Consider the following 17,609-nt stretch of genomic DNA (forward strand, 5'->3'; position numbering starts at 1 on the left):
TCTTTTTCAGACCATCGAGAGGCGTGCGGCCCACACCGCGGGCAGATGGCACGCAGGAAGCCCGGACTAATAAGATGGCATTGAAATCCCCCGCGTTTCGTAGAAAATTTCCGTTGCTGGTAACCGGCAGTCTGCTGGCCATGCAACCCTTCGCCACCTCATTCGTGGTCGCCGCGGAACAGTATGACTGCTCAGTCTCTGCTTCGGGTGCCTGGGATTGCGCGCCGAAAGCCAGCGCAGCCCCTTTGCCACCGCGTCCGGTGCATGACGGCAGTGCCGTCAGCTCGGCCAACAGCATGCCGCAAGGCGAAGCTGCAGGCGCCGAAGCCGTGCCGCAGACCAAGCTGGTCACCGAATCCAAGGGCCGTGGCCTGCGTTCGCGCAGCGCCGACTACAGCCACCTGGACTGGGTCCCTCGGGAAAACCTCACCGCCGCGCAACTGGCCGAAACCGGTCCTTATTGCGCCGGTGCGTACGTCGAGCCGATCCGTCCTGGCATGAACGACAAGACGAACAAGAGCGACGCGCCGACCTTCATCGGTGCCAAGGCCTCTCGTTACGAGCAGGAAACCCAAGTGGCCACCCTGGCCGGTGACGTGGTCATGCGCCAGGGCAGCATGCAGGTCGAGGCCGAAGAGGCCAGCCTGTACCAAGCTGAAAACCGTGGCGAGCTGAACGGCAACGTCCGCCTGCGCGACAATGGCGCGCTGATCGTCGGCGACCATGCCCAAGTCCAGTTGGACACCGGCGCCGCGCAGATCGACAACGCCGAATACGTGATGCACAAATCGCGCATCCGCGGTAACGCGCTGTACGCCAAGCGTGCCGAAAACGCGATCATCCGTCTCAAGGACGGTACGTACACCACCTGCGAGCCGGACAGCAATGCCTGGCAACTGCGCGGCAACAACATCACGTTGAACCCGGCCACCGGCTTCGGTACGGCGACCAACGCGACGTTGCGGGTCAAGAACATCCCGATCCTGTACACCCCGTACATCTACTTCCCGATTGACGATCGTCGTCAGTCCGGCTTCCTGCCGCCGAGCTTCAGTTCGGGCGGGGAAAGTGGCTTTACGCTGGTGACGCCTTACTACTTCAATCTGGCGCCGAACTACGATGCCACGTTGTATCCGCGCTACATGACCAAGCGTGGCTTGCTGATGGAAGGCGAATTCCGCTACCTCACCAAGTCCAGCGAAGGTCAGGTCGGCGGTGCTTACCTGAACGACGACAACGACGAACGCAGCAAGCAGACGGATTTCGAGAAAACCCGCTGGATGCTCAACTGGCAGCACAAGGGCGGCCTGGATTCGCGCGTCATGACTGAAGTCGACTACACCGACATCAGCGACCCGTACTACTTCCAGGATCTGCAGACTGATCAGATTGGTGTTGAGCGGCGTGATGCGCTTAACCAGCAAGGTGCGGTCAACTATCGTGGTGACAACTACAATGCGCGACTGAACTTGCAAGCGTATAAGTTGGCGACGATTTCCCAGATTACGCCGTATAACAAGCTGCCACAGATCACCTTTACTGGTTCGTTGCCGTACCATCCAGGCGGCCTGAACTTTGCGTATGAGACCGAAGCCGTAAGGTTTGACCGGGATCTTGAGACCGGGGACTTTATTGACAAGGATGGTGTGACCACTACCGCACGTCTTGACACAAACGTCAGAGGTCTTACCCGAGCCAATGGCACGCGACTGAATGCGGCGCCAAGCGTTTCGTTGCCAATGAACTGGAGCTACGGTTTCATCACGCCGAAGCTGAAGTACGCCTATACCAAGTATGATCTTGACCTTGATAATAGAGGCAAAGGACAAATGGTTGCGGCTGGCCAGACGTTCAATAGCTCTCAAGACCGCTCCATTCCGATTGCCAGTGTCGACAGCGGCTTGTATTTCGACCGCGCCACCCAGTGGTTCGGCAAGAACTACAACCAGACGTTGGAGCCGCGCCTGTTCTATCTCTATGTTCCAGAGAAAGACCAGTCCGACATTCCTGTGTTCGATACCAGTGAAAGCTCGTTCAGCTACAGCTCGCTCTTTCGCGACAACCGCTTCTCGGGTACCGACCGTATCGGTGACGAAAACAAACTGTCTCTGGGCGTGACCAGCCGCTGGATCGAAGAAAACGGCTTTGAGCGTCAGCGCGTTTCCGTCGGCCAGGCCTTGTACTTTAAGGACCGCGAAGTACAACTGCCTGGAATCGTGGCCGCAGACCGCGAAGACTCGCAGTCTGACGTCTCGCCAATCGCCCTCGACTACGAGTTCCGCTTCAACCGTGATTGGCGCGCCACTGCCGACTACAACTGGGACACTGAAAACCACAGTGCCCGTTCCGGCAGCGCGATGTTCCACTACCAGCCGGAAGACAACCCGAACAAGGTTATCAACGTCGGTTACCGCTATCGCAATGACCAGGTGGTTTACGACCAGTTGACCGGTAAATGGCAATTCGGTGGTGACTACGGCCAGGTAGGCGATGCGAACTACGTGAAGGATTACTACAAAATCCAGCAACACGACTTCTCGATGATGTGGCCGATCGTTCCGCAGTGGAACCTGATCACCCGCTGGCAGTATGACTATGCACGCAACCGTACCCTGGAAGCCTTCGGTGGTTTCGAGTACGACAACTGCTGCTGGAAACTGCGCGTGATCAACCGTTATTGGGTTTCCAACGACGAATACACCCAGATCGCCCCGCTGAACGAAAAAGGCGACCACGGGCTCTTCCTCCAAATCGTCCTCAAGGGACTCGGCGGCCTGACTGGCGCCAAGGTAGAGAGCTTCCTCGACAAAGGCATCCAAGGTTATCGTGAACGTGAAGATCAAGCTTTCTGATTGTCTGCGCCCGCTGATGCTGGGCGCGCTGTTCCTGGGTACTGCTGCGGCACACGCAGCAGTGCAACCGCTGGACAAGGTAGTGGCCATCGTCGATAACGACGTGATCATGCAGAGCCAACTCGACCAACGGGTCAAGGAAGTTCAGCAAACCATCGCCAAGCGTGGCGGTGGCGTACCGCCGACCAGCGTCCTGGACCAGCAGGTGCTGGAACGCCTGATCGTCGAAAACCTGCAATTGCAGATTGGCGACCGCTCGGGCATCCGCATCACCGATGAAGAGCTGAACCAGGCCGTCGGCACCATCGCTCAGCGCAACAACATGAGCATTGATCAGTTCCGTGCAGCCCTGGCTCGTGACGGCCTCTCCTATGAGGACGCCCGCGACCAGATCCGCCGCGAAATGATCATCAGCCGCGTGCGCCAGCGCCGTGTGGCCGAACGCGTGCAGGTCTCGGAGCAGGAAGTGAAGAACTTCCTGGCCTCGGACCTGGGCAAGATGCAGCTCTCCGAAGAGCTGCGCCTGGCCAATATCCTGATCCCGACGCCAGACAGCGCCAACGCCGAGCAGCTCAACGCCGCAGCGGCCAAGACCCAGGCGATCTATGACCGTCTCAAGGCAGGTGCTGACTTTGCCCAGATGGCCATTGCCCAGTCCGGCAGCGACAACGCCCTTGAAGGCGGTGACATGGGCTGGCGTAAAGCTGCTCAATTGCCACCACCGTTTGACCGTGAGCTGAGCGCCATGGAAGTGGGTGGTATCACCCAACCTGCGCGCACACCTGGCGGCTTCATCATTCTCAAGTTGCTGGAGCGTCGCGGCGGTGAGGCTTCGTTGAAGGACGAAGTGCATGTCCGTCACATCCTGGTCAAGCCAAGCGAGATTCGCACCGAGGCTCAAACCAAGGAACTGGCGCAGAAGATCTATGAGCGCATCGAAGGCGGCGAAGACTTCGCCACCCTGGCCAAAAGCTTCTCGGAAGACCCGGGTTCTGCCCTCAACGGCGGCGACCTGAACTGGATCGACCCACGAGCCCTGGTGCCCGAGTTCCAGCAAGTCATGAACGATACGCCGCAAGGCGTGCTGTCCAAGCCGTTCAAGACCCAATACGGCTGGCATGTCCTGGAAGTCCTTGGCCGCCGCGCCACCGACAACACCACCCAGGCCCGCGAGCAGCAAGCGCTGACCGTATTGCGTAACCGCAAGTACGATGAAGAGCTGCAAACCTGGTTGCGTCAGATCCGTGACGAAGCCTACGTGGAAAACAAGCTTCCTGGCGCCGAACCGACAGGCACCGACCAGGCAGCCCAGTGAAACCCCAGCGTTTCGCGTTGACACCCGGCGAGCCGGCCGGCATAGGTCCAGACCTGTGCCTGCTGCTCGCCTCGCACGCCCAGCCACATCCCCTGATTGCCATTACCAGCCGCGACCTGCTCCTTGAGCGGGCCGCGCAGTTGGGCGTGGCGGTCAACTTGTTGGACGCCGCACCGGGCAACTGGCCCGACCTGCCAGCACCCGCGGGCAGCCTGTATGTGTGGGACACCCCGCTGCAAGCCAAGGTGGTCGCCGGGCATCTGGACAAGGCCAATGCGGCGTTTGTGCTAGAGACCCTGACCCGTGCCGGGCAAGGCTGCATCAACGGCGACTTCGCCGGCATGATCACCGCCCCTGTGCACAAAGGCGTGATCAACGAATCGGGCATCGCCTTTTCCGGTCACACCGAATTCCTCGCCGAGCTGACGAACACTGCGCAAGTGGTGATGATGTTGGCCACGCGCGGCTTGCGAGTCGCCTTGGTGACCACCCATCTGCCGCTGCGCGAGATTGCCGATGCCATTACCGTCGAACGCCTGGAGCGTGTAACGCGCATCCTGCACGCCGACCTGCAACAAAAATTCGGCATTGCCCAACCGCGCATCCTGGTCTGCGGGCTCAACCCCCACGCCGGCGAAGGCGGCCACTTGGGCCATGAAGAAATCGACATCATCGAACCAACCCTGGAGCGTCTGCGCCAAGAAGGCATGGACCTGCGTGGCCCACTGCCTGCGGACACTCTGTTTACCCCCAAATATCTGGAGCACTGCGATGCAGTGCTGGCGATGTACCATGATCAGGGGCTGCCAGTGCTGAAATACAAAGGCTTCGGCGCCGCAGTCAACGTGACACTAGGCCTGCCGATCATCCGCACCTCCGTCGACCATGGCACCGCCCTGGATTTGGCGGGCAGCGGCAAGATCGATACCGGCAGCCTGCACGTGGCCCTGGAAACCGCCTATCAGATGGCCGAGACCCGTATATGACCGAGCATTACCAACACCGGGCGCGCAAGCGTTTCGGGCAAAACTTCCTGCACGATGCCGGCGTCATCGACCGCATCCTGCGCTCCATCCATGCCAAGCCCGAAGACCGCCTGCTGGAAATCGGCCCGGGCCAGGGCGCACTGACCCAGGGCCTGCTCAACAGCGGCGGGCAGTTGGATGTGATTGAGCTGGATAAAGACCTGGTTCCGATCCTCAACCAGCAATTCGCCGGCAAGCCCAACTTCAACCTGCACCAGGGCGATGCACTGAAGTTCGACTTCAACAGCCTCAATGCTGCCCCCCACAGCCTGCGGGTTGTCGGCAACCTGCCGTATAACATCTCCACGCCGCTGATTTTTCACCTGCTGAACAACGCAGGCATCATCCGCGACATGCATTTCATGCTGCAGAAGGAAGTGGTCGAGCGCCTGGCGGCCGGCCCAGGCGGCGGTGATTGGGGTCGCCTGTCGATCATGGTTCAGTACCACTGCCGGGTCGAGCACCTGTTCAATGTGGGCCCGGGCGCGTTCAATCCGCCGCCAAAAGTCGATTCGGCAATTGTGCGCCTGGTGCCGCACGCAGTCCTTCCGCACCCGGCCAAGGATCATCGCCTGCTGGAGCGGGTAGTACGCGAAGCATTCAACCAGCGGCGCAAGACCTTGCGCAACACGCTCAAGGCACTCTTGAGCAACGCCGAGATCGAAGCCGCCGGTGTCGACGGCAGCCTGCGCCCGGAGCAACTGGACCTGGCCGCGTTCGTGCGTCTGGCGGACCAGCTAGCCATCCAGCCAGCGCCCGTCGTCGACTGACCCACCGCCATCGCCGGCAAGCCGGCTCCTGCACGGGAGCGCACCAGGTCAGACAGCATGTCTGGCCTAGTGCCTACCTCATGGCCTAGACTGATCCGCATCTGCTGTCCTCCGCTTTTGCTCTTAAGGCCTCTTGCATGTCCGATCCTCGCTATCAGATCGACGTCAGCGTCGTCACCCGCTTCCTGGCGGAACAATCGCAACCCGAACAGAATCGCTATGCCTTTGCCTACACCGTCACGGTGAAGAACAATGGCCAGGTGCCTGCCAAGCTGTTGTCTCGCCACTGGGTGATCACCGACGGTGACGGCCATGTCGAGGAAGTGCGCGGTGCCGGCGTCATCGGCCAACAGCCACTGATCGGCAGCGGCGCAAGCCACACCTACAGCAGCGGCACCGTGATGACCTCCAAGGTCGGCACGATGCAAGGCAGCTACCAGATGCTTGCCGACGACGGCAAACACTTCGACGCCATCATTGCCCCCTTCCGCCTGGCGGTGCCGGGAGCCCTGCACTGATGGCAACCTATGCTGTCGGCGACCTGCAAGGCTGCCTGGAGCCGCTCAAATGCCTGCTTGACCGCGTAGCCTTCGACCCAGCCAAAGATCGCCTGTGGCTGGTGGGCGACCTGGTCAACCGCGGCCCGCAATCCCTGGAAACCCTGCGCTACCTGTATCGTCTACGCGATTCCCTGGTGTGCGTGCTGGGCAACCATGACCTGCACCTGCTGGCGGCCGGCAATAACATCGAGCGTCTGAAAAAGGGCGACACCCTGCGCGAAATCCTCGAAGCGCCGGATCGCGCCGAGCTGCTCGACTGGCTGCGCCGGCAGAAACTCGTGCATTACGATGAAAGTCGTAATACCGCCCTGGTACATGCCGGCATCCCGCCGCAGTGGACCCTCAAGAAGGCTCTCAAATGTGCCGCCGAAGTCGAAGCCGCCCTGGCCGATGACACCCTGTTCGCCACTTATCTGGACGGCATGTACGGCAATGAGCCGGTCAAGTGGGATAACGAGCTGACAGGCGTCGCCCGCCTGCGAGTCATCACCAACTACTTCACGCGCATGCGCTTTTGCACCGCCGAAGGCAAACTCGACCTAAAGAGCAAGGAAGGCGCAGAAACCGCCCTCCCCGGCTACAAACCCTGGTTCGCCCACAAGGAGCGCAAGACCCGTGAGACGAAGGTCATCTTCGGTCACTGGGCCGCCCTTGAAGGCCACTGCGACGAGCCCGGCGTATTCGCCCTCGACACCGGTTGTGTCTGGGGCGGCGCCATGACCCTGATGAACATCGACACCGGCGAGCGCCTGAGCTGCCAGTGCGAATCTCCCCTTCCCGTTACACTGCCGGCTGCCGCCAAGCGCTAGACGCCGCTTGCCGCCCGCCCAAGGAGCCCGCCATGAGCGAATTCAAACGTATCCCTCCCGAACAAGCCCAAGCCCTGCGTGAGCAAGGCGCCGTGGTGGTGGATATCCGTGACCAGCCTACTTACGCCGCTGCCCACATCAGCGGGGCCAAGCATTTGGACAACGTCAATATCGCCGACTTCATCCGTGCCGCCGACCTCGACGCACCGCTGATCGTCGCCTGCTATCACGGTAACTCCAGCCAGAGCGCGGCCGCCTATCTGGTCAGCCAGGGCTTCTCCGATGTCTACAGCCTGGACGGTGGCTTTGAGCTATGGCGTACGACCTATCCTGCAGAAATTGCCACAGGCGATTCGCAATAATTTTTTTCAAACCCCGCTACCCCGCGTCAAGCTTGGGCTCGCGCCGTTTCTGACGAACGGTGCGCCCAAACTAATTCGGCATCTCGCCTTGACCTCCCGGATTCCCAACTATCATTAAGCGCAGGCCATCCAAAACAGGGGAGAGCCGGTACACCGGCGTGCGGGTCATCGGTAGCGTTTCAGGGTGTTCTGGGGGGAAATGGCCACGGCAAGCGCCACTGGCTGCCAGCATCGACTGATTGATCCGGCGTCGGCTCCACGTATCGAGCGAGGTGACGACGTCATGAGTATTTTTAGCCACTTCCAACAACGCTTCGAGTCCACACAGCAGGAAGAACTCACACTGCAAGAGTATCTTGAGCTGTGCAAAAAAGACCGCAGCACCTACGCATCTGCCGCCGAGCGCCTGCTACTGGCGATTGGCGAGCCTGAGCTGGTAGACACCTCCAACAACTCGCGGCTGTCGCGAATATTCTCCAACAAGGTGATCCGCCGCTACCCGGCCTTTGAAGACTTCCATGGCATGGAAGAATGCATCGACCAGATCGTCTCCTACTTCCGCCATGCCGCCCAAGGCCTGGAAGAGAAGAAACAGATCCTCTACCTGCTCGGCCCCGTGGGCGGCGGTAAATCTTCCCTGGCCGAAAAACTCAAGCAACTGATCGAAAAGGTGCCGTTCTACGCGATCAAGGGCTCCCCGGTGTTCGAGTCGCCCCTTGGCCTGTTCAACGCCACGGAAGATGGCGCAATCCTCGAAGAAGACTTCGGCATCCCACGGCGCTACCTCAATACCATCATGTCGCCCTGGGCCACCAAGCGCCTGGCCGAGTTTGGCGGCGATATCAGCCAGTTCCGGGTGGTGAAGCTCTATCCGTCAATCCTCAACCAGATCGGCGTCGCCAAGACCGAACCGGGGGATGAGAACAACCAGGATATTTCGGCACTGGTGGGCAAGGTCGATATTCGCAAACTGGAGGAGTTCCCACAGAACGACGCCGATGCCTATAGCTACTCAGGCGCGCTGTGCCGGGCCAACCAGGGCCTGATGGAATTCGTGGAGATGTTCAAGGCGCCGATCAAGGTGCTGCACCCACTGCTCACCGCGACCCAGGAAGGCAACTACAACAGTACCGAAGGCCTGGGGGCGATTCCGTTCACTGGCATCCTGCTGGCCCACTCCAACGAATCGGAGTGGCACACCTTCCGCAACAACAAGAACAACGAAGCCTTCATCGACCGGATCTATATCGTCAAGGTGCCGTACTGCCTGCGGGTCAGCGATGAAATCAAGATTTACGACAAGCTGCTGTTCAACAGCTCCCTGGCCAAGGCCCATTGCGCCCCAGACACCCTGAAGATGCTCGCCCAGTTCACCGTGCTGTCGCGCCTCAAGGAGCCGGAAAACTCGAACATCTACTCGAAAATGCGCGTCTACGACGGGGAAAACCTCAAGGACACCGATCCCAAGGCCAAGTCGATCCAGGAGTACCGCGATACGGCGGGCGTGGATGAGGGCATGAACGGCCTGTCGACCCGCTTCGCGTTCAAGATCCTGTCCAAGGTCTTCAACTTCGACCCCCATGAGATCGCGGCCAACCCGGTGCACCTGCTCTATGTACTGGAGCAGCAGATCGAACAGGAGCAATTCCAGGCCGAAACCCGCGAGCGTTACCTGCGCTTCCTCAAGGAGTACCTGGCACCGCGCTATATCGAGTTCATCGGCAAGGAAATCCAGACCGCTTACCTGGAGTCCTATAGCGAATACGGGCAGAACATCTTCGATCGCTATGTGCTTTACGCAGACTTCTGGATCCAGGACCAGGAATACCGCGACCCGGAAACCGGCGAGATCCTCAACCGCGTGGCCCTCAACGAGGAACTGGAGAAGATCGAAAAACCGGCCGGCATCAGCAATCCGAAGGATTTCCGCAACGAAATCGTCAACTTCGTGTTGCGCGCCCGGGCCAACAACAACGGCAAGAACCCTACCTGGCTCAGCTACGAGAAGCTGCGGGTGGTCATCGAGAAGAAAATGTTCTCCAACACCGAGGATCTGCTGCCGGTCATCAGCTTCAACGCCAAGGCCAGTAAGGAGGACCAGCAAAAACACAACGACTTCGTCACACGAATGGTCGAGCGCGGCTACACCGACAAACAGGTACGCCTGCTCTCCGAGTGGTACCTGCGGGTCAGAAAATCCCAGTAAGGCAGCGACAGGCGGCACGCTGCAGGCCACTGGCGCCTCGATTGGGGCGCCTTGGCTGCGGCAGCCGACCGCTTGTCTTTAAGCTTCCAGCTTGGCGCTTGAAGCTTGTAACTTGAAGCTGCCCGGAGGGCTCCACCATGAGCTATGTGATCGACCGACGCCTCAATGGCAAGAACAAGAGCACGGTAAACCGCCAGCGTTTCCTGCGGCGCTACCGTGACCACATCAAAAAAGCCGTCGAAGAGGCGGTGAGTCGCCGTTCCATTACCGATATGGAGCATGGCGAGCAGATCAGCATTCCCGGTCGTGATATCGACGAACCGGTGCTGCATCACGGCCGCGGCGGCAAGCAGACTGTGGTTCATCCGGGAAACAAGGAATTCACCACCGGCGAGCATATCCAGCGTCCTCAAGGCGGCGGGGGCGGTAAAGGCCCAGGCAAGGCCGGCAACTCCGGCGAAGGCATGGACGAGTTCGTATTCCAGATTACCCAGGAGGAATTTCTCGAATTCATGTTCGAGGACCTGGAACTGCCCAACCTGGTCAAGCGCAACCTGACCGGCACCGATACCTTCAAGACCGTACGCGCCGGCATCAGCAACGAGGGCAACCCCTCGCGGATCAATATCATCCGCACCCTGCGCTCGGCCCATGCGAGGCGTATCGCCCTGTCGGGCAGCAGTCGCGCCAAACTCAAGGAGGCCAAGGAAGAGTTGGCGCGCTTGAAGCGCGAAGAACCGGACAACTTCGGCGATATCCAGGAAATCGAGGCAGAAATCGAGAAACTCAGCGCGCGTATTCACCGCGTGCCATTCCTTGACACCTTCGACTTGAAATACAACTTGCTGGTCAAGCAACCCAACCCCAGCTCCAAGGCGGTGATGTTCTGCCTGATGGACGTTTCCGGCTCGATGACCCAGGCGACCAAGGACATCGCCAAGCGCTTCTTTATCCTGCTGTACCTGTTTCTCAAGCGGAACTACGACAAGATCGACGTCGTCTTCATTCGCCATCACACCAGTGCCCGCGAGGTCGACGAAGAAGAGTTCTTCTATTCCCGGGAGACCGGCGGCACCATCGTCTCCAGCGCGCTGAAACTGATGCAGGAAATCATGGCTGAGCGCTATCCCGCCAACGAATGGAACATCTACGCCGCCCAGGCTTCCGATGGCGACAACTGGAACGACGACTCGCCCATCTGCCGCGACATCCTGATCAACCAGATCATGCCGTTCGTGCAGTACTACACTTATGTGGAGATTACCCCCCGCGAGCACCAGGCCCTGTGGTTCGAATACGAGCGCATCGGTGAAGCTTTCGCCGATACTTTCGCCCAGCAACAACTGGTCTCGGCCGGCGATATCTATCCGGTCTTCCGTGAACTCTTCCAGCGCAGGTTAGTGACATGACCGCCAAAGAGCATAAGCGCCAACCCATTTCCACGGGGTCCGAATGGACCTTCGAACTGATCCAGGCCTATGACCGGGAAATCAGCCGCATTGCGGCCGGCTATGCCCTGGATACCTATCCCAACCAGATCGAAGTGATCACCGCCGAGCAGATGATGGACGCGTATGCCTCGGTGGGCATGCCCCTGGGCTATCACCATTGGTCCTACGGCAAACACTTCCTCAGTACCGAGAAGTCCTACACACGTGGCCAGATGGGCCTGGCCTACGAGATCGTGATCAACTCCGACCCGTGCATTGCCTACCTGATGGAAGAAAACACCATCTGCATGCAGGCGCTGGTGGTGGCTCATGCGTGCTATGGCCACAACAGTTTTTTCAAGGGCAACTATCTGTTCCGCACCTGGACCGACGCCAGCTCGATCATCGATTACCTGGTGTTCGCCAAGCAGTACATCATGCAATGCGAGGAGCGCCACGGGATCGATGCGGTGGAAGACCTGCTCGACTCCTGCCATGCCCTGATGAACTACGGGGTGGACCGCTACAAGCGCCCCTACCCCATTTCCGCCGAGGAAGAACGGCTGCGGCAGAAGGATCGAGAAGAGCATCTGCAAAAACAGATCAACGACCTGTGGCGCACCATTCCCAAACGGGCCGACAAAAACAGCGACAAGGACAATGCACGCTTCCCCGTCGAACCCCAGGAAAACATCCTCTACTTCCTGGAAAAACACGCCCCGCTGCTGGAGCCGTGGCAACGGGAAATCGTGCGGATCGTGCGCAAGATCGCCCAGTATTTCTATCCACAGCGCCAGACCCAGGTGATGAACGAGGGTTGGGCCACGTTCTGGCATTACACCCTGATGAACGACCTCTATGACGAAGGGCTCGTGACTGATGGCTTCATGATGGAGTTCCTCACCTCCCATACCAGCGTGGTCTTCCAGCCGGGCTTCGACAGCCCCTACTACAGCGGCATCAACCCCTATGCACTGGGCTTTGCCATGTATCGGGATATCCGGCGTATGTGCGAACACCCAACCGAAGAGGATCGCCGCTGGTTCCCGGAGATCGCCGGCAGCGACTGGCTATCGACCATCAAGTTCGCCATGAGCAGCTTCAAGGATGAGAGTTTTATCCTGCAGTACCTGTCACCCCAGGTCATCCGCGACCTCAAACTGTTCAGCATCATGGATGACGACCTCAAGGACGACCTGCTGGTACCCGCGATCCATGACGAAGCCGGTTACCGCACCATCCGCGAGACCCTGGCGGCCCAGTACAACCTGGGCAACCGCGAGCCCAACGTGCAGATCTACAGTATCGATATGCGCGGTGATCGCTCCCTGACCCTGCGCCACCAGCAACATGACCGCAAACCCCTGGGAGAGTCCACGGACGAGGTACTCAAGCACTTGCACCGGCTATGGGGGTTCGATATTCATCTGGAAACGCTGCAAGGCGATCAGGTCATGAAGACTCACCACGTGCCACCGCGCAACGAACACAACGACAACGATTACGGCCGCCTGGACCTGGCCGTCATTCACCTTTGACGCAGCATTGCCTCCATTGGCCAGGCACAGGCGTTATCCTGTAGGGCTAATGGAGGCTTTTTCATGCGAATTTACAAAGTCGGCGGTGCGGTACGTGATCGCCTGCTGGGCATCCCGGTTACCGATATCGACCGCGTCGTCGTAGGTGCCACCACCGAAGAAATGCTCGCCAGGGGCTACAAGCCTGTGGGCTCTGACTTCCCCGTGTTCCTTGACCCGAGCAATGGCGACGAATATGCCCTCGCCCGCACCGAGCGCAAGAGCGGCCGGGGTTATGGCGGTTTTGTGTTTCACGCCAGCCCCGATGTCAGCCTGGAAGAAGACCTGATCCGCCGCGATCTGACCATCAACGCCATGGCCGAAGACGACGACGGTAACCTGACCGATCCGTACCACGGCCAACGCGACCTTAAAGCCCGCGTTTTACGCCACGTTTCCCCGGCATTCGCCGAAGATCCCCTGCGAGTCCTGCGGGTCGCACGGTTTGCCGCACGTTATGCCGGACTTGGTTTTACCGTCGCCCCCGAAACCCTCGAACTCATGCGCCAGCTCAGTGACTCCAGCGAACTGGAAGCCCTGACACCCGAGCGGTGCTGGAAGGAAATTTCCCGGGCACTGATGGAAGATCAGCCCCAGGTGTTTATCCAAGTGCTACGCGACTGTCACGCCCTGAAAACCTTGCTGCCGGAAGTGGATGCGCTGTTTGGCGTGCCACAACCCGAAGCGCACCATCCAGAAATTGATACCGGCATTCACACCTTGAGCGTGCTGGAACAGGCCGCCCTGCACGACCAACCCTTGACCGTGCGCTGGGCTTGCCTGCTGCATGATCTGGGCAAGGGCCTGACGCCTGTGGATAAGTTGCCCCGACACATCGCCCACGAACAGAGGGGCCTGAAGCTGATCAAGGCGGTCAATGAGCGCTTCAAAGTACCGAAAGACTGCCAGGAGCTGGCGCTGCTGGTAGGTGAATACCACACCCACGGTCACCGGGCGCTGGAGCTCAAGGCCTCGACGCTGCTGGAGTTATTGCAGAATTTTGACGTATTCCGCCGGCCACAGCGCTTTGAAGAGTTTATCGTCGCTTGCGAAATGGACGCGCGGGGCCGCAAGGGTTTTGAGCAGAGAAGTTATCCACAGGCGGATTATTTACGGGCCGCCGCGCAGGTGGCGCGAGGTGTTGCAGTGGCGCCGCTGCTGGAGAAAGGCTTCAAGGGCCCGGAACTGGGCGAAGCCCTCAATCGCGAACGGCTCAAGGCCCTGAAAACCTACAAAGAACAACATTCACTGTAGGAGCGGGCTTGCCCGCGAAAAACGCCAGAACGACACAGTAAACCTGAATGCCCGCGTTATCGTTGACGTTTTTCGCGAGCAAGCTCGCTCCTACAGAAGAACGTCCGGGGTCAGTTGCAGGTCGCGCCATTTGAAGACAACAGGAGCCAGCACCTGATCGATCTGTGCATCGCGCCACAACGCGGCAAACGTTTTGCCCACTACAGGATGCACACGTTCCGGCGCCATCAACGACAGCGGCCACAACACAAAGGCGTTCTTCAGGATTTCCGCCCGCGGCAACACCAGACCATCGAAATCACCGGTCAGGTCGCCATACAACAGCACATCAATATCCAGTGGCAGCCCCTTGCGATCCGGGGCATAGCGGCCATTATCAGCCTCGATCGACTTCAACCGCCGATCCAGTTCCGCCAACGATAAATCGGTATACGCCGACACCACCAAATTGAAGAACGGTCCACTCTTGATTCCCACCGGCTGGCTTTCGAACACGGCGGAGCAGCGCAAATCCGTCAAAAAGCCTGAGAGCGCGTCAAGGCCCGCATGCAAATGAGACTCGCGCTCGATATTGCTGCCAAGACCAAGGTAAACCTGAGTTAGCGACATCCGCGCTCGATCTCCACGCCCACGCCCTTGGCAGCCGGGACGGCACCGGGCTTGGTCAACTTGAGGTGCAGCCAGGGAATCTGGAACTCTTCCATCAAAACTTGCGCCAGGCGCTCGGCAAACGTTTCCACCAGCTGGAATTGCGCCTGCGCGGCAAAGGCCTGGATACGTGAGGAAACACTGGCGTAGTCGAGCGCCAGGGTCAGGTCATCACCGGCCGCGGCCGGGCGATTGTCCCAGGCGAAACTCAGGTCCAGGCGCAGGCACTGACGGATACCTCGCTCCCAGTCGTAGGCCCCGATCACGGTGTCGACTTCCAGGCCTTCGATAAACACTCTGTCCAAGCACTCTTCTCCACAGCACGACAAGGGCGCAATGCCCCGTTAGAATCAAGGCGTCCTCGCCCGGAATAGTTAGCATGTCTTGGTTACTGGCGACCCTCGCCTACCTGCTCGGCTCGCTGTCCTTTGCCATCTTGCTCAGCCGCCTGACGGGAAATCCCGACCCGCGAATGAGTGGCTCAGGCAATGCCGGCGCCACCAATATGTTGCGCCTGGCCGGTAAAAAACTCGCCGTACTGACGTTGTTCGGCGACGTCTGCAAAGGCCTGTTGCCGGTACTGATCGCCGATCTCGCTGGCCTCTCCCTGCAACAACAAGCCTGGATTGGCGTATGCGCCGTGCTCGGCCATCTGTTCCCACTGTACTTTCGCTTTCGCGGCGGCAAGGGCGTCGCGACGGCAGCCGGCATGCTGCTGGGGATCTACCCGCCAGCGGCGCTACTGGCCATTGCCGCCTGGCTGCTGACGTTCTACCTGACCCGCACCAGCTCCCTCGCAGCGTTGATCGCCACCCCCCTGACCCTGCCGCTGCTGGCCTGGCAGGAGCCGGCAGCACTGCTACCGATAAGCGTGCTCACCCTGCTGATCGTCTGGCGCCATCGCGGCAATTTACGCGACCTGTTTGCCGGGCGCGAACGGCATTTTTAAATACGCCCGGTGAACCCGGCTCATGTTCGTCGATCACAACGGCGGCAACTGCTCCATCGGCCAGCGCGCCTGCACACTGATAGCCAGGCTCTCGTGCTGACCTGCCTGCAAGCGCTGGCAACCGGCAAAAGCGATCATCGCGCCGTTATCGGTGCAAAACTCGGGGCGCGCGTAAAACACATCGCCCTTGAGGTCGCCGAGCATTTTCTCCAGCGACAGACGCAACGCCTGGTTGGCGCTGACACCGCCAGCAATCACCAGGCGCTTCATGCCCGCCTGCTTCAAGGCGCGCTTGCACTTGATGGTCAAAGTCTCCACCACCGCCTGCTGGAACGCCAGAGAGATGTCGCAACGGACTTGCTCACTGTCGTCCCCGGCGCTGACGCTTTGCTGCCAGGTGTTCAAGGCCGAGGTTTTCAAGCCACTGAAGCTGAACATCAGGCCAGGGCGGTCACACATGGGACGCGGGAAGGTATAGCGCCCTGCCACACCTTTTTGCGCCAGGCGCGCGATTTCCGGCCCACCGGGATAATTGAGGCCCATCATCTTGGCAGTCTTGTCGAAAGCTTCACCGGCGGCATCGTCCAGGGTTTCCCCCAGAAGCGTGTACTGACCGATTGCATCGACCTGAACCAACTGCGTATGGCCGCCCGAAACCAACAAAGCGACGAACGGGAACCCGGGTGGGTTTTCTTCCAGCATGGGTGCCAATAAATGGCCTTCCATATGGTGCACGCCAAGGGCTGGAATACCCCAGGCAAATGCCAGCGCCTGGGCGCAGGAAGCCCCAACCAGCAGGGCCCCGACCAATCCAGGGCCGGCGGTGTAGGCAATGGCATCAATCTCGGTCGCGACACAATCGGCCTCGTCCAACACCTGACGGATCAATGGCAGCATGCGTTTGACGTGATCACGGCTGGCCAGCTCCGGCACCACGCCGCCATAGGCCCGGTGCAAGTCGATCTGACTGAACAGTGCATCGGCCAAAAGCCCGCGTTCACTGTCGTAAAGCGCGACGCCGGTCTCGTCGCAGGAGGTTTCTAAGCCCAGTACTAACATGGGTTTGCGCCTTGTAGAGGCTGAATTCGAAGGCGCGCATAATAGTCGCCACTTCCGGCCCCGACCAGCGGTTTTCGATCAGAGGCTTTGCATTCCGGTCAATGAGGGGTTAACATCCGCAACCCTTAAAAACCGACGACCTCAGCCGCGAATTTTTTGCGACGAGAACGTTGATTCCCGGTAATGAAAGAAGGTAGCTCTGGATGCCAGCCGTCAAAGTAAAAGAGAACGAACCCTTCGACGTAGCTCTGCGTCGTTTCAAGCGCTCCTGCGAAAAAGCCGGTGTTCTGGCTGAAGTTCGTAGCCGCGAATTTTATGAGAAGCCAACTTCTGAGCGTAAGCGTAAAGCAGCAGCCGCTGTTAAGCGTCACGCCAAGAAAGTTCAGCGCGAACAGCGCCGCGCCGTTCGTCTGTACTAATACACAGACGTTCGTAGCAAGCTTCTGCCAAGCCCGGCCCTCAGCCGGGCTGTTGGCATTTGCGGATATCGCTTGATGCTTCACCGTCGACGCCGCACACGCGACCGAGACAAAGCTTCACACGTCAGGACTGGCTCTTTTGCCAGCGGTGCACGTCTCTTCTGACGAGCCTATCAAGGCTACTGACGAGCACACCTATTTTTCAGGCAGACGATCAATAGATCGGCTGTGCCCCACGATGAGCCTCCGAGGCCGCCATTGGCCGTGACCGGACTCCAGGGCAACACTTTCAAACACGTCGAAGACTGATTGGAACTAACGTCAGTGAACGCTCGACAGATAGACTTCCTGACAGCCCAAACAGACAATCGATG

Annotated in this window: 16 protein-coding genes; 13 read left to right on the forward strand and 3 right to left on the reverse strand. The window is 59.5% G+C overall.

Annotated elements, in window-relative coordinates:
* Positions 1-74: 74 nt before the first annotated feature.
* From FJD34_RS22245 to FJD34_RS22295, 11 genes are all read left to right on the forward strand, one after another.
* The gene (locus FJD34_RS22245; protein WP_090292210.1) at positions 75-2,852 is read left to right on the forward strand and encodes an LPS-assembly protein LptD; all 2,778 of its coding nucleotides are present in this window, start codon (positions 75-77) and stop codon (positions 2,850-2,852) included.
* Positions 2,833-4,167, forward strand: a complete 1,335-nt coding sequence (locus FJD34_RS22250) for a peptidylprolyl isomerase (protein ID WP_174553293.1) — start codon at positions 2,833-2,835, stop codon at positions 4,165-4,167. The genes FJD34_RS22245 and FJD34_RS22250 overlap by 20 nt, the downstream gene beginning before the upstream one ends.
* On the forward strand, positions 4,164-5,153 hold the full coding sequence (pdxA, locus tag FJD34_RS22255; protein ID WP_090292214.1) for a 4-hydroxythreonine-4-phosphate dehydrogenase PdxA: 990 nt from the start codon (positions 4,164-4,166) through the stop codon (positions 5,151-5,153). Before FJD34_RS22250 ends, pdxA begins: the two co-directional genes overlap by 4 nt.
* Positions 5,150-5,962: a 16S rRNA (adenine(1518)-N(6)/adenine(1519)-N(6))-dimethyltransferase RsmA gene (gene rsmA, locus FJD34_RS22260; protein ID WP_065942675.1), complete on the forward strand. Its 813-nt coding sequence runs from the start codon at positions 5,150-5,152 to the stop codon at positions 5,960-5,962. The genes pdxA and rsmA overlap by 4 nt, the downstream gene beginning before the upstream one ends.
* A gap of 137 nt (positions 5,963-6,099) precedes the next feature.
* Positions 6,100-6,480 carry a Co2+/Mg2+ efflux protein ApaG gene (apaG, locus tag FJD34_RS22265; protein ID WP_032858544.1) on the forward strand — a complete coding sequence of 127 codons (381 nt, stop codon included), beginning with the start codon at positions 6,100-6,102 and terminating at the stop codon, positions 6,478-6,480.
* A complete protein-coding gene (locus FJD34_RS22270) occupies positions 6,480-7,331 on the forward strand; it encodes a symmetrical bis(5'-nucleosyl)-tetraphosphatase (protein ID WP_032858546.1) in 852 nt (283 codons plus the stop codon). Before apaG ends, FJD34_RS22270 begins: the two co-directional genes overlap by 1 nt.
* 32 nt (positions 7,332-7,363) lie before the next feature.
* Positions 7,364-7,693: a thiosulfate sulfurtransferase GlpE gene (gene glpE / locus FJD34_RS22275; RefSeq protein WP_032858547.1), complete on the forward strand. Its 330-nt coding sequence runs from the start codon at positions 7,364-7,366 to the stop codon at positions 7,691-7,693.
* Positions 7,694-7,976: 283 nt separating this feature from the next.
* Complete coding sequence (locus FJD34_RS22280; protein ID WP_017739508.1) at positions 7,977-9,899, forward strand: PrkA family serine protein kinase; 1,923 nt, start codon at positions 7,977-7,979, stop codon at positions 9,897-9,899.
* A gap of 137 nt (positions 9,900-10,036) precedes the next feature.
* Complete coding sequence (locus FJD34_RS22285) at positions 10,037-11,308, forward strand: YeaH/YhbH family protein (RefSeq protein WP_016977872.1); 1,272 nt, start codon at positions 10,037-10,039, stop codon at positions 11,306-11,308.
* Positions 11,305-12,867 (forward strand): SpoVR family protein, encoded by a 1,563-nt coding sequence (locus FJD34_RS22290; RefSeq protein WP_032858548.1) that lies wholly within the window; start codon positions 11,305-11,307, stop codon positions 12,865-12,867. Before FJD34_RS22285 ends, FJD34_RS22290 begins: the two co-directional genes overlap by 4 nt.
* Positions 12,868-12,930: 63 nt before the next feature.
* Complete coding sequence (locus tag FJD34_RS22295) at positions 12,931-14,160, forward strand: multifunctional CCA addition/repair protein (RefSeq protein WP_090292216.1); 1,230 nt, start codon at positions 12,931-12,933, stop codon at positions 14,158-14,160.
* Positions 14,161-14,250: 90 nt separating this feature from the next.
* On the opposite strand, the gene folK is transcribed toward FJD34_RS22295, so the two are convergent.
* Together folK and folB are read right to left on the reverse strand one after the other, a co-directional pair.
* Positions 14,251-14,769, reverse strand: coding sequence for a 2-amino-4-hydroxy-6-hydroxymethyldihydropteridine diphosphokinase (gene folK, locus FJD34_RS22300; protein WP_065942678.1), 519 nt, complete (start codon positions 14,767-14,769; stop codon positions 14,251-14,253).
* Positions 14,760-15,113, reverse strand: a complete 354-nt coding sequence (gene folB, locus FJD34_RS22305) for a dihydroneopterin aldolase (protein ID WP_032858551.1) — start codon at positions 15,111-15,113, stop codon at positions 14,760-14,762. The genes folK and folB overlap by 10 nt, the downstream gene beginning before the upstream one ends.
* Positions 15,114-15,187: 74 nt before the next feature.
* Between folB and plsY the strand changes: the two genes are divergently transcribed.
* Positions 15,188-15,757: a glycerol-3-phosphate 1-O-acyltransferase PlsY gene (gene plsY / locus FJD34_RS22310; protein WP_090292218.1), complete on the forward strand. Its 570-nt coding sequence runs from the start codon at positions 15,188-15,190 to the stop codon at positions 15,755-15,757.
* Positions 15,758-15,790: 33 nt separating this feature from the next.
* Here plsY and tsaD read toward each other — a convergent pair whose 3' ends face one another.
* Entirely contained in the window at positions 15,791-16,816 is a 1,026-nt protein-coding gene (gene tsaD / locus FJD34_RS22315; RefSeq protein ID WP_032858553.1) for a tRNA (adenosine(37)-N6)-threonylcarbamoyltransferase complex transferase subunit TsaD, read from the reverse strand.
* A 203-nt stretch (positions 16,817-17,019) separates the two neighbouring features.
* Between tsaD and rpsU the strand changes: the two genes are divergently transcribed.
* Positions 17,020-17,235 (forward strand): 30S ribosomal protein S21, encoded by a 216-nt coding sequence (gene rpsU, locus FJD34_RS22320; RefSeq protein ID WP_002551877.1) that lies wholly within the window; start codon positions 17,020-17,022, stop codon positions 17,233-17,235.
* Positions 17,236-17,609: the final 374 nt, after the last annotated feature.

Source organism: Pseudomonas brenneri (genome assembly GCF_007858285.1).
In the GTDB taxonomy this organism is placed as follows: Bacteria; Pseudomonadota; Gammaproteobacteria; order Pseudomonadales; family Pseudomonadaceae; genus Aquipseudomonas; species Aquipseudomonas brenneri.

Coding starts and splice junctions, on each gene's coding strand:
- FJD34_RS22245 (WP_090292210.1), top strand. CDS start 75: ATGGCATTGAAATCCCCCGCGTTTCGTAGAAAATTTCCGTTGCTGGTA.
- rsmA (WP_065942675.1), top strand. CDS start 5,150: ATGACCGAGCATTACCAACACCGGGCGCGCAAGCGTTTCGGGCAAAAC.
- apaG (WP_032858544.1), top strand. CDS start 6,100: ATGTCCGATCCTCGCTATCAGATCGACGTCAGCGTCGTCACCCGCTTC.
- FJD34_RS22270 (WP_032858546.1), top strand. CDS start 6,480: ATGGCAACCTATGCTGTCGGCGACCTGCAAGGCTGCCTGGAGCCGCTC.
- glpE (WP_032858547.1), top strand. CDS start 7,364: ATGAGCGAATTCAAACGTATCCCTCCCGAACAAGCCCAAGCCCTGCGT.
- FJD34_RS22280 (WP_017739508.1), top strand. CDS start 7,977: ATGAGTATTTTTAGCCACTTCCAACAACGCTTCGAGTCCACACAGCAG.
- FJD34_RS22285 (WP_016977872.1), top strand. CDS start 10,037: ATGAGCTATGTGATCGACCGACGCCTCAATGGCAAGAACAAGAGCACG.
- FJD34_RS22290 (WP_032858548.1), top strand. CDS start 11,305: ATGACCGCCAAAGAGCATAAGCGCCAACCCATTTCCACGGGGTCCGAA.
- FJD34_RS22295 (WP_090292216.1), top strand. CDS start 12,931: ATGCGAATTTACAAAGTCGGCGGTGCGGTACGTGATCGCCTGCTGGGC.
- folK (WP_065942678.1), bottom strand. CDS start 14,769: ATGTCGCTAACTCAGGTTTACCTTGGTCTTGGCAGCAATATCGAGCGC.
- plsY (WP_090292218.1), top strand. CDS start 15,188: ATGTCTTGGTTACTGGCGACCCTCGCCTACCTGCTCGGCTCGCTGTCC.
- tsaD (WP_032858553.1), bottom strand. CDS start 16,816: ATGTTAGTACTGGGCTTAGAAACCTCCTGCGACGAGACCGGCGTCGCG.
- rpsU (WP_002551877.1), top strand. CDS start 17,020: ATGCCAGCCGTCAAAGTAAAAGAGAACGAACCCTTCGACGTAGCTCTG.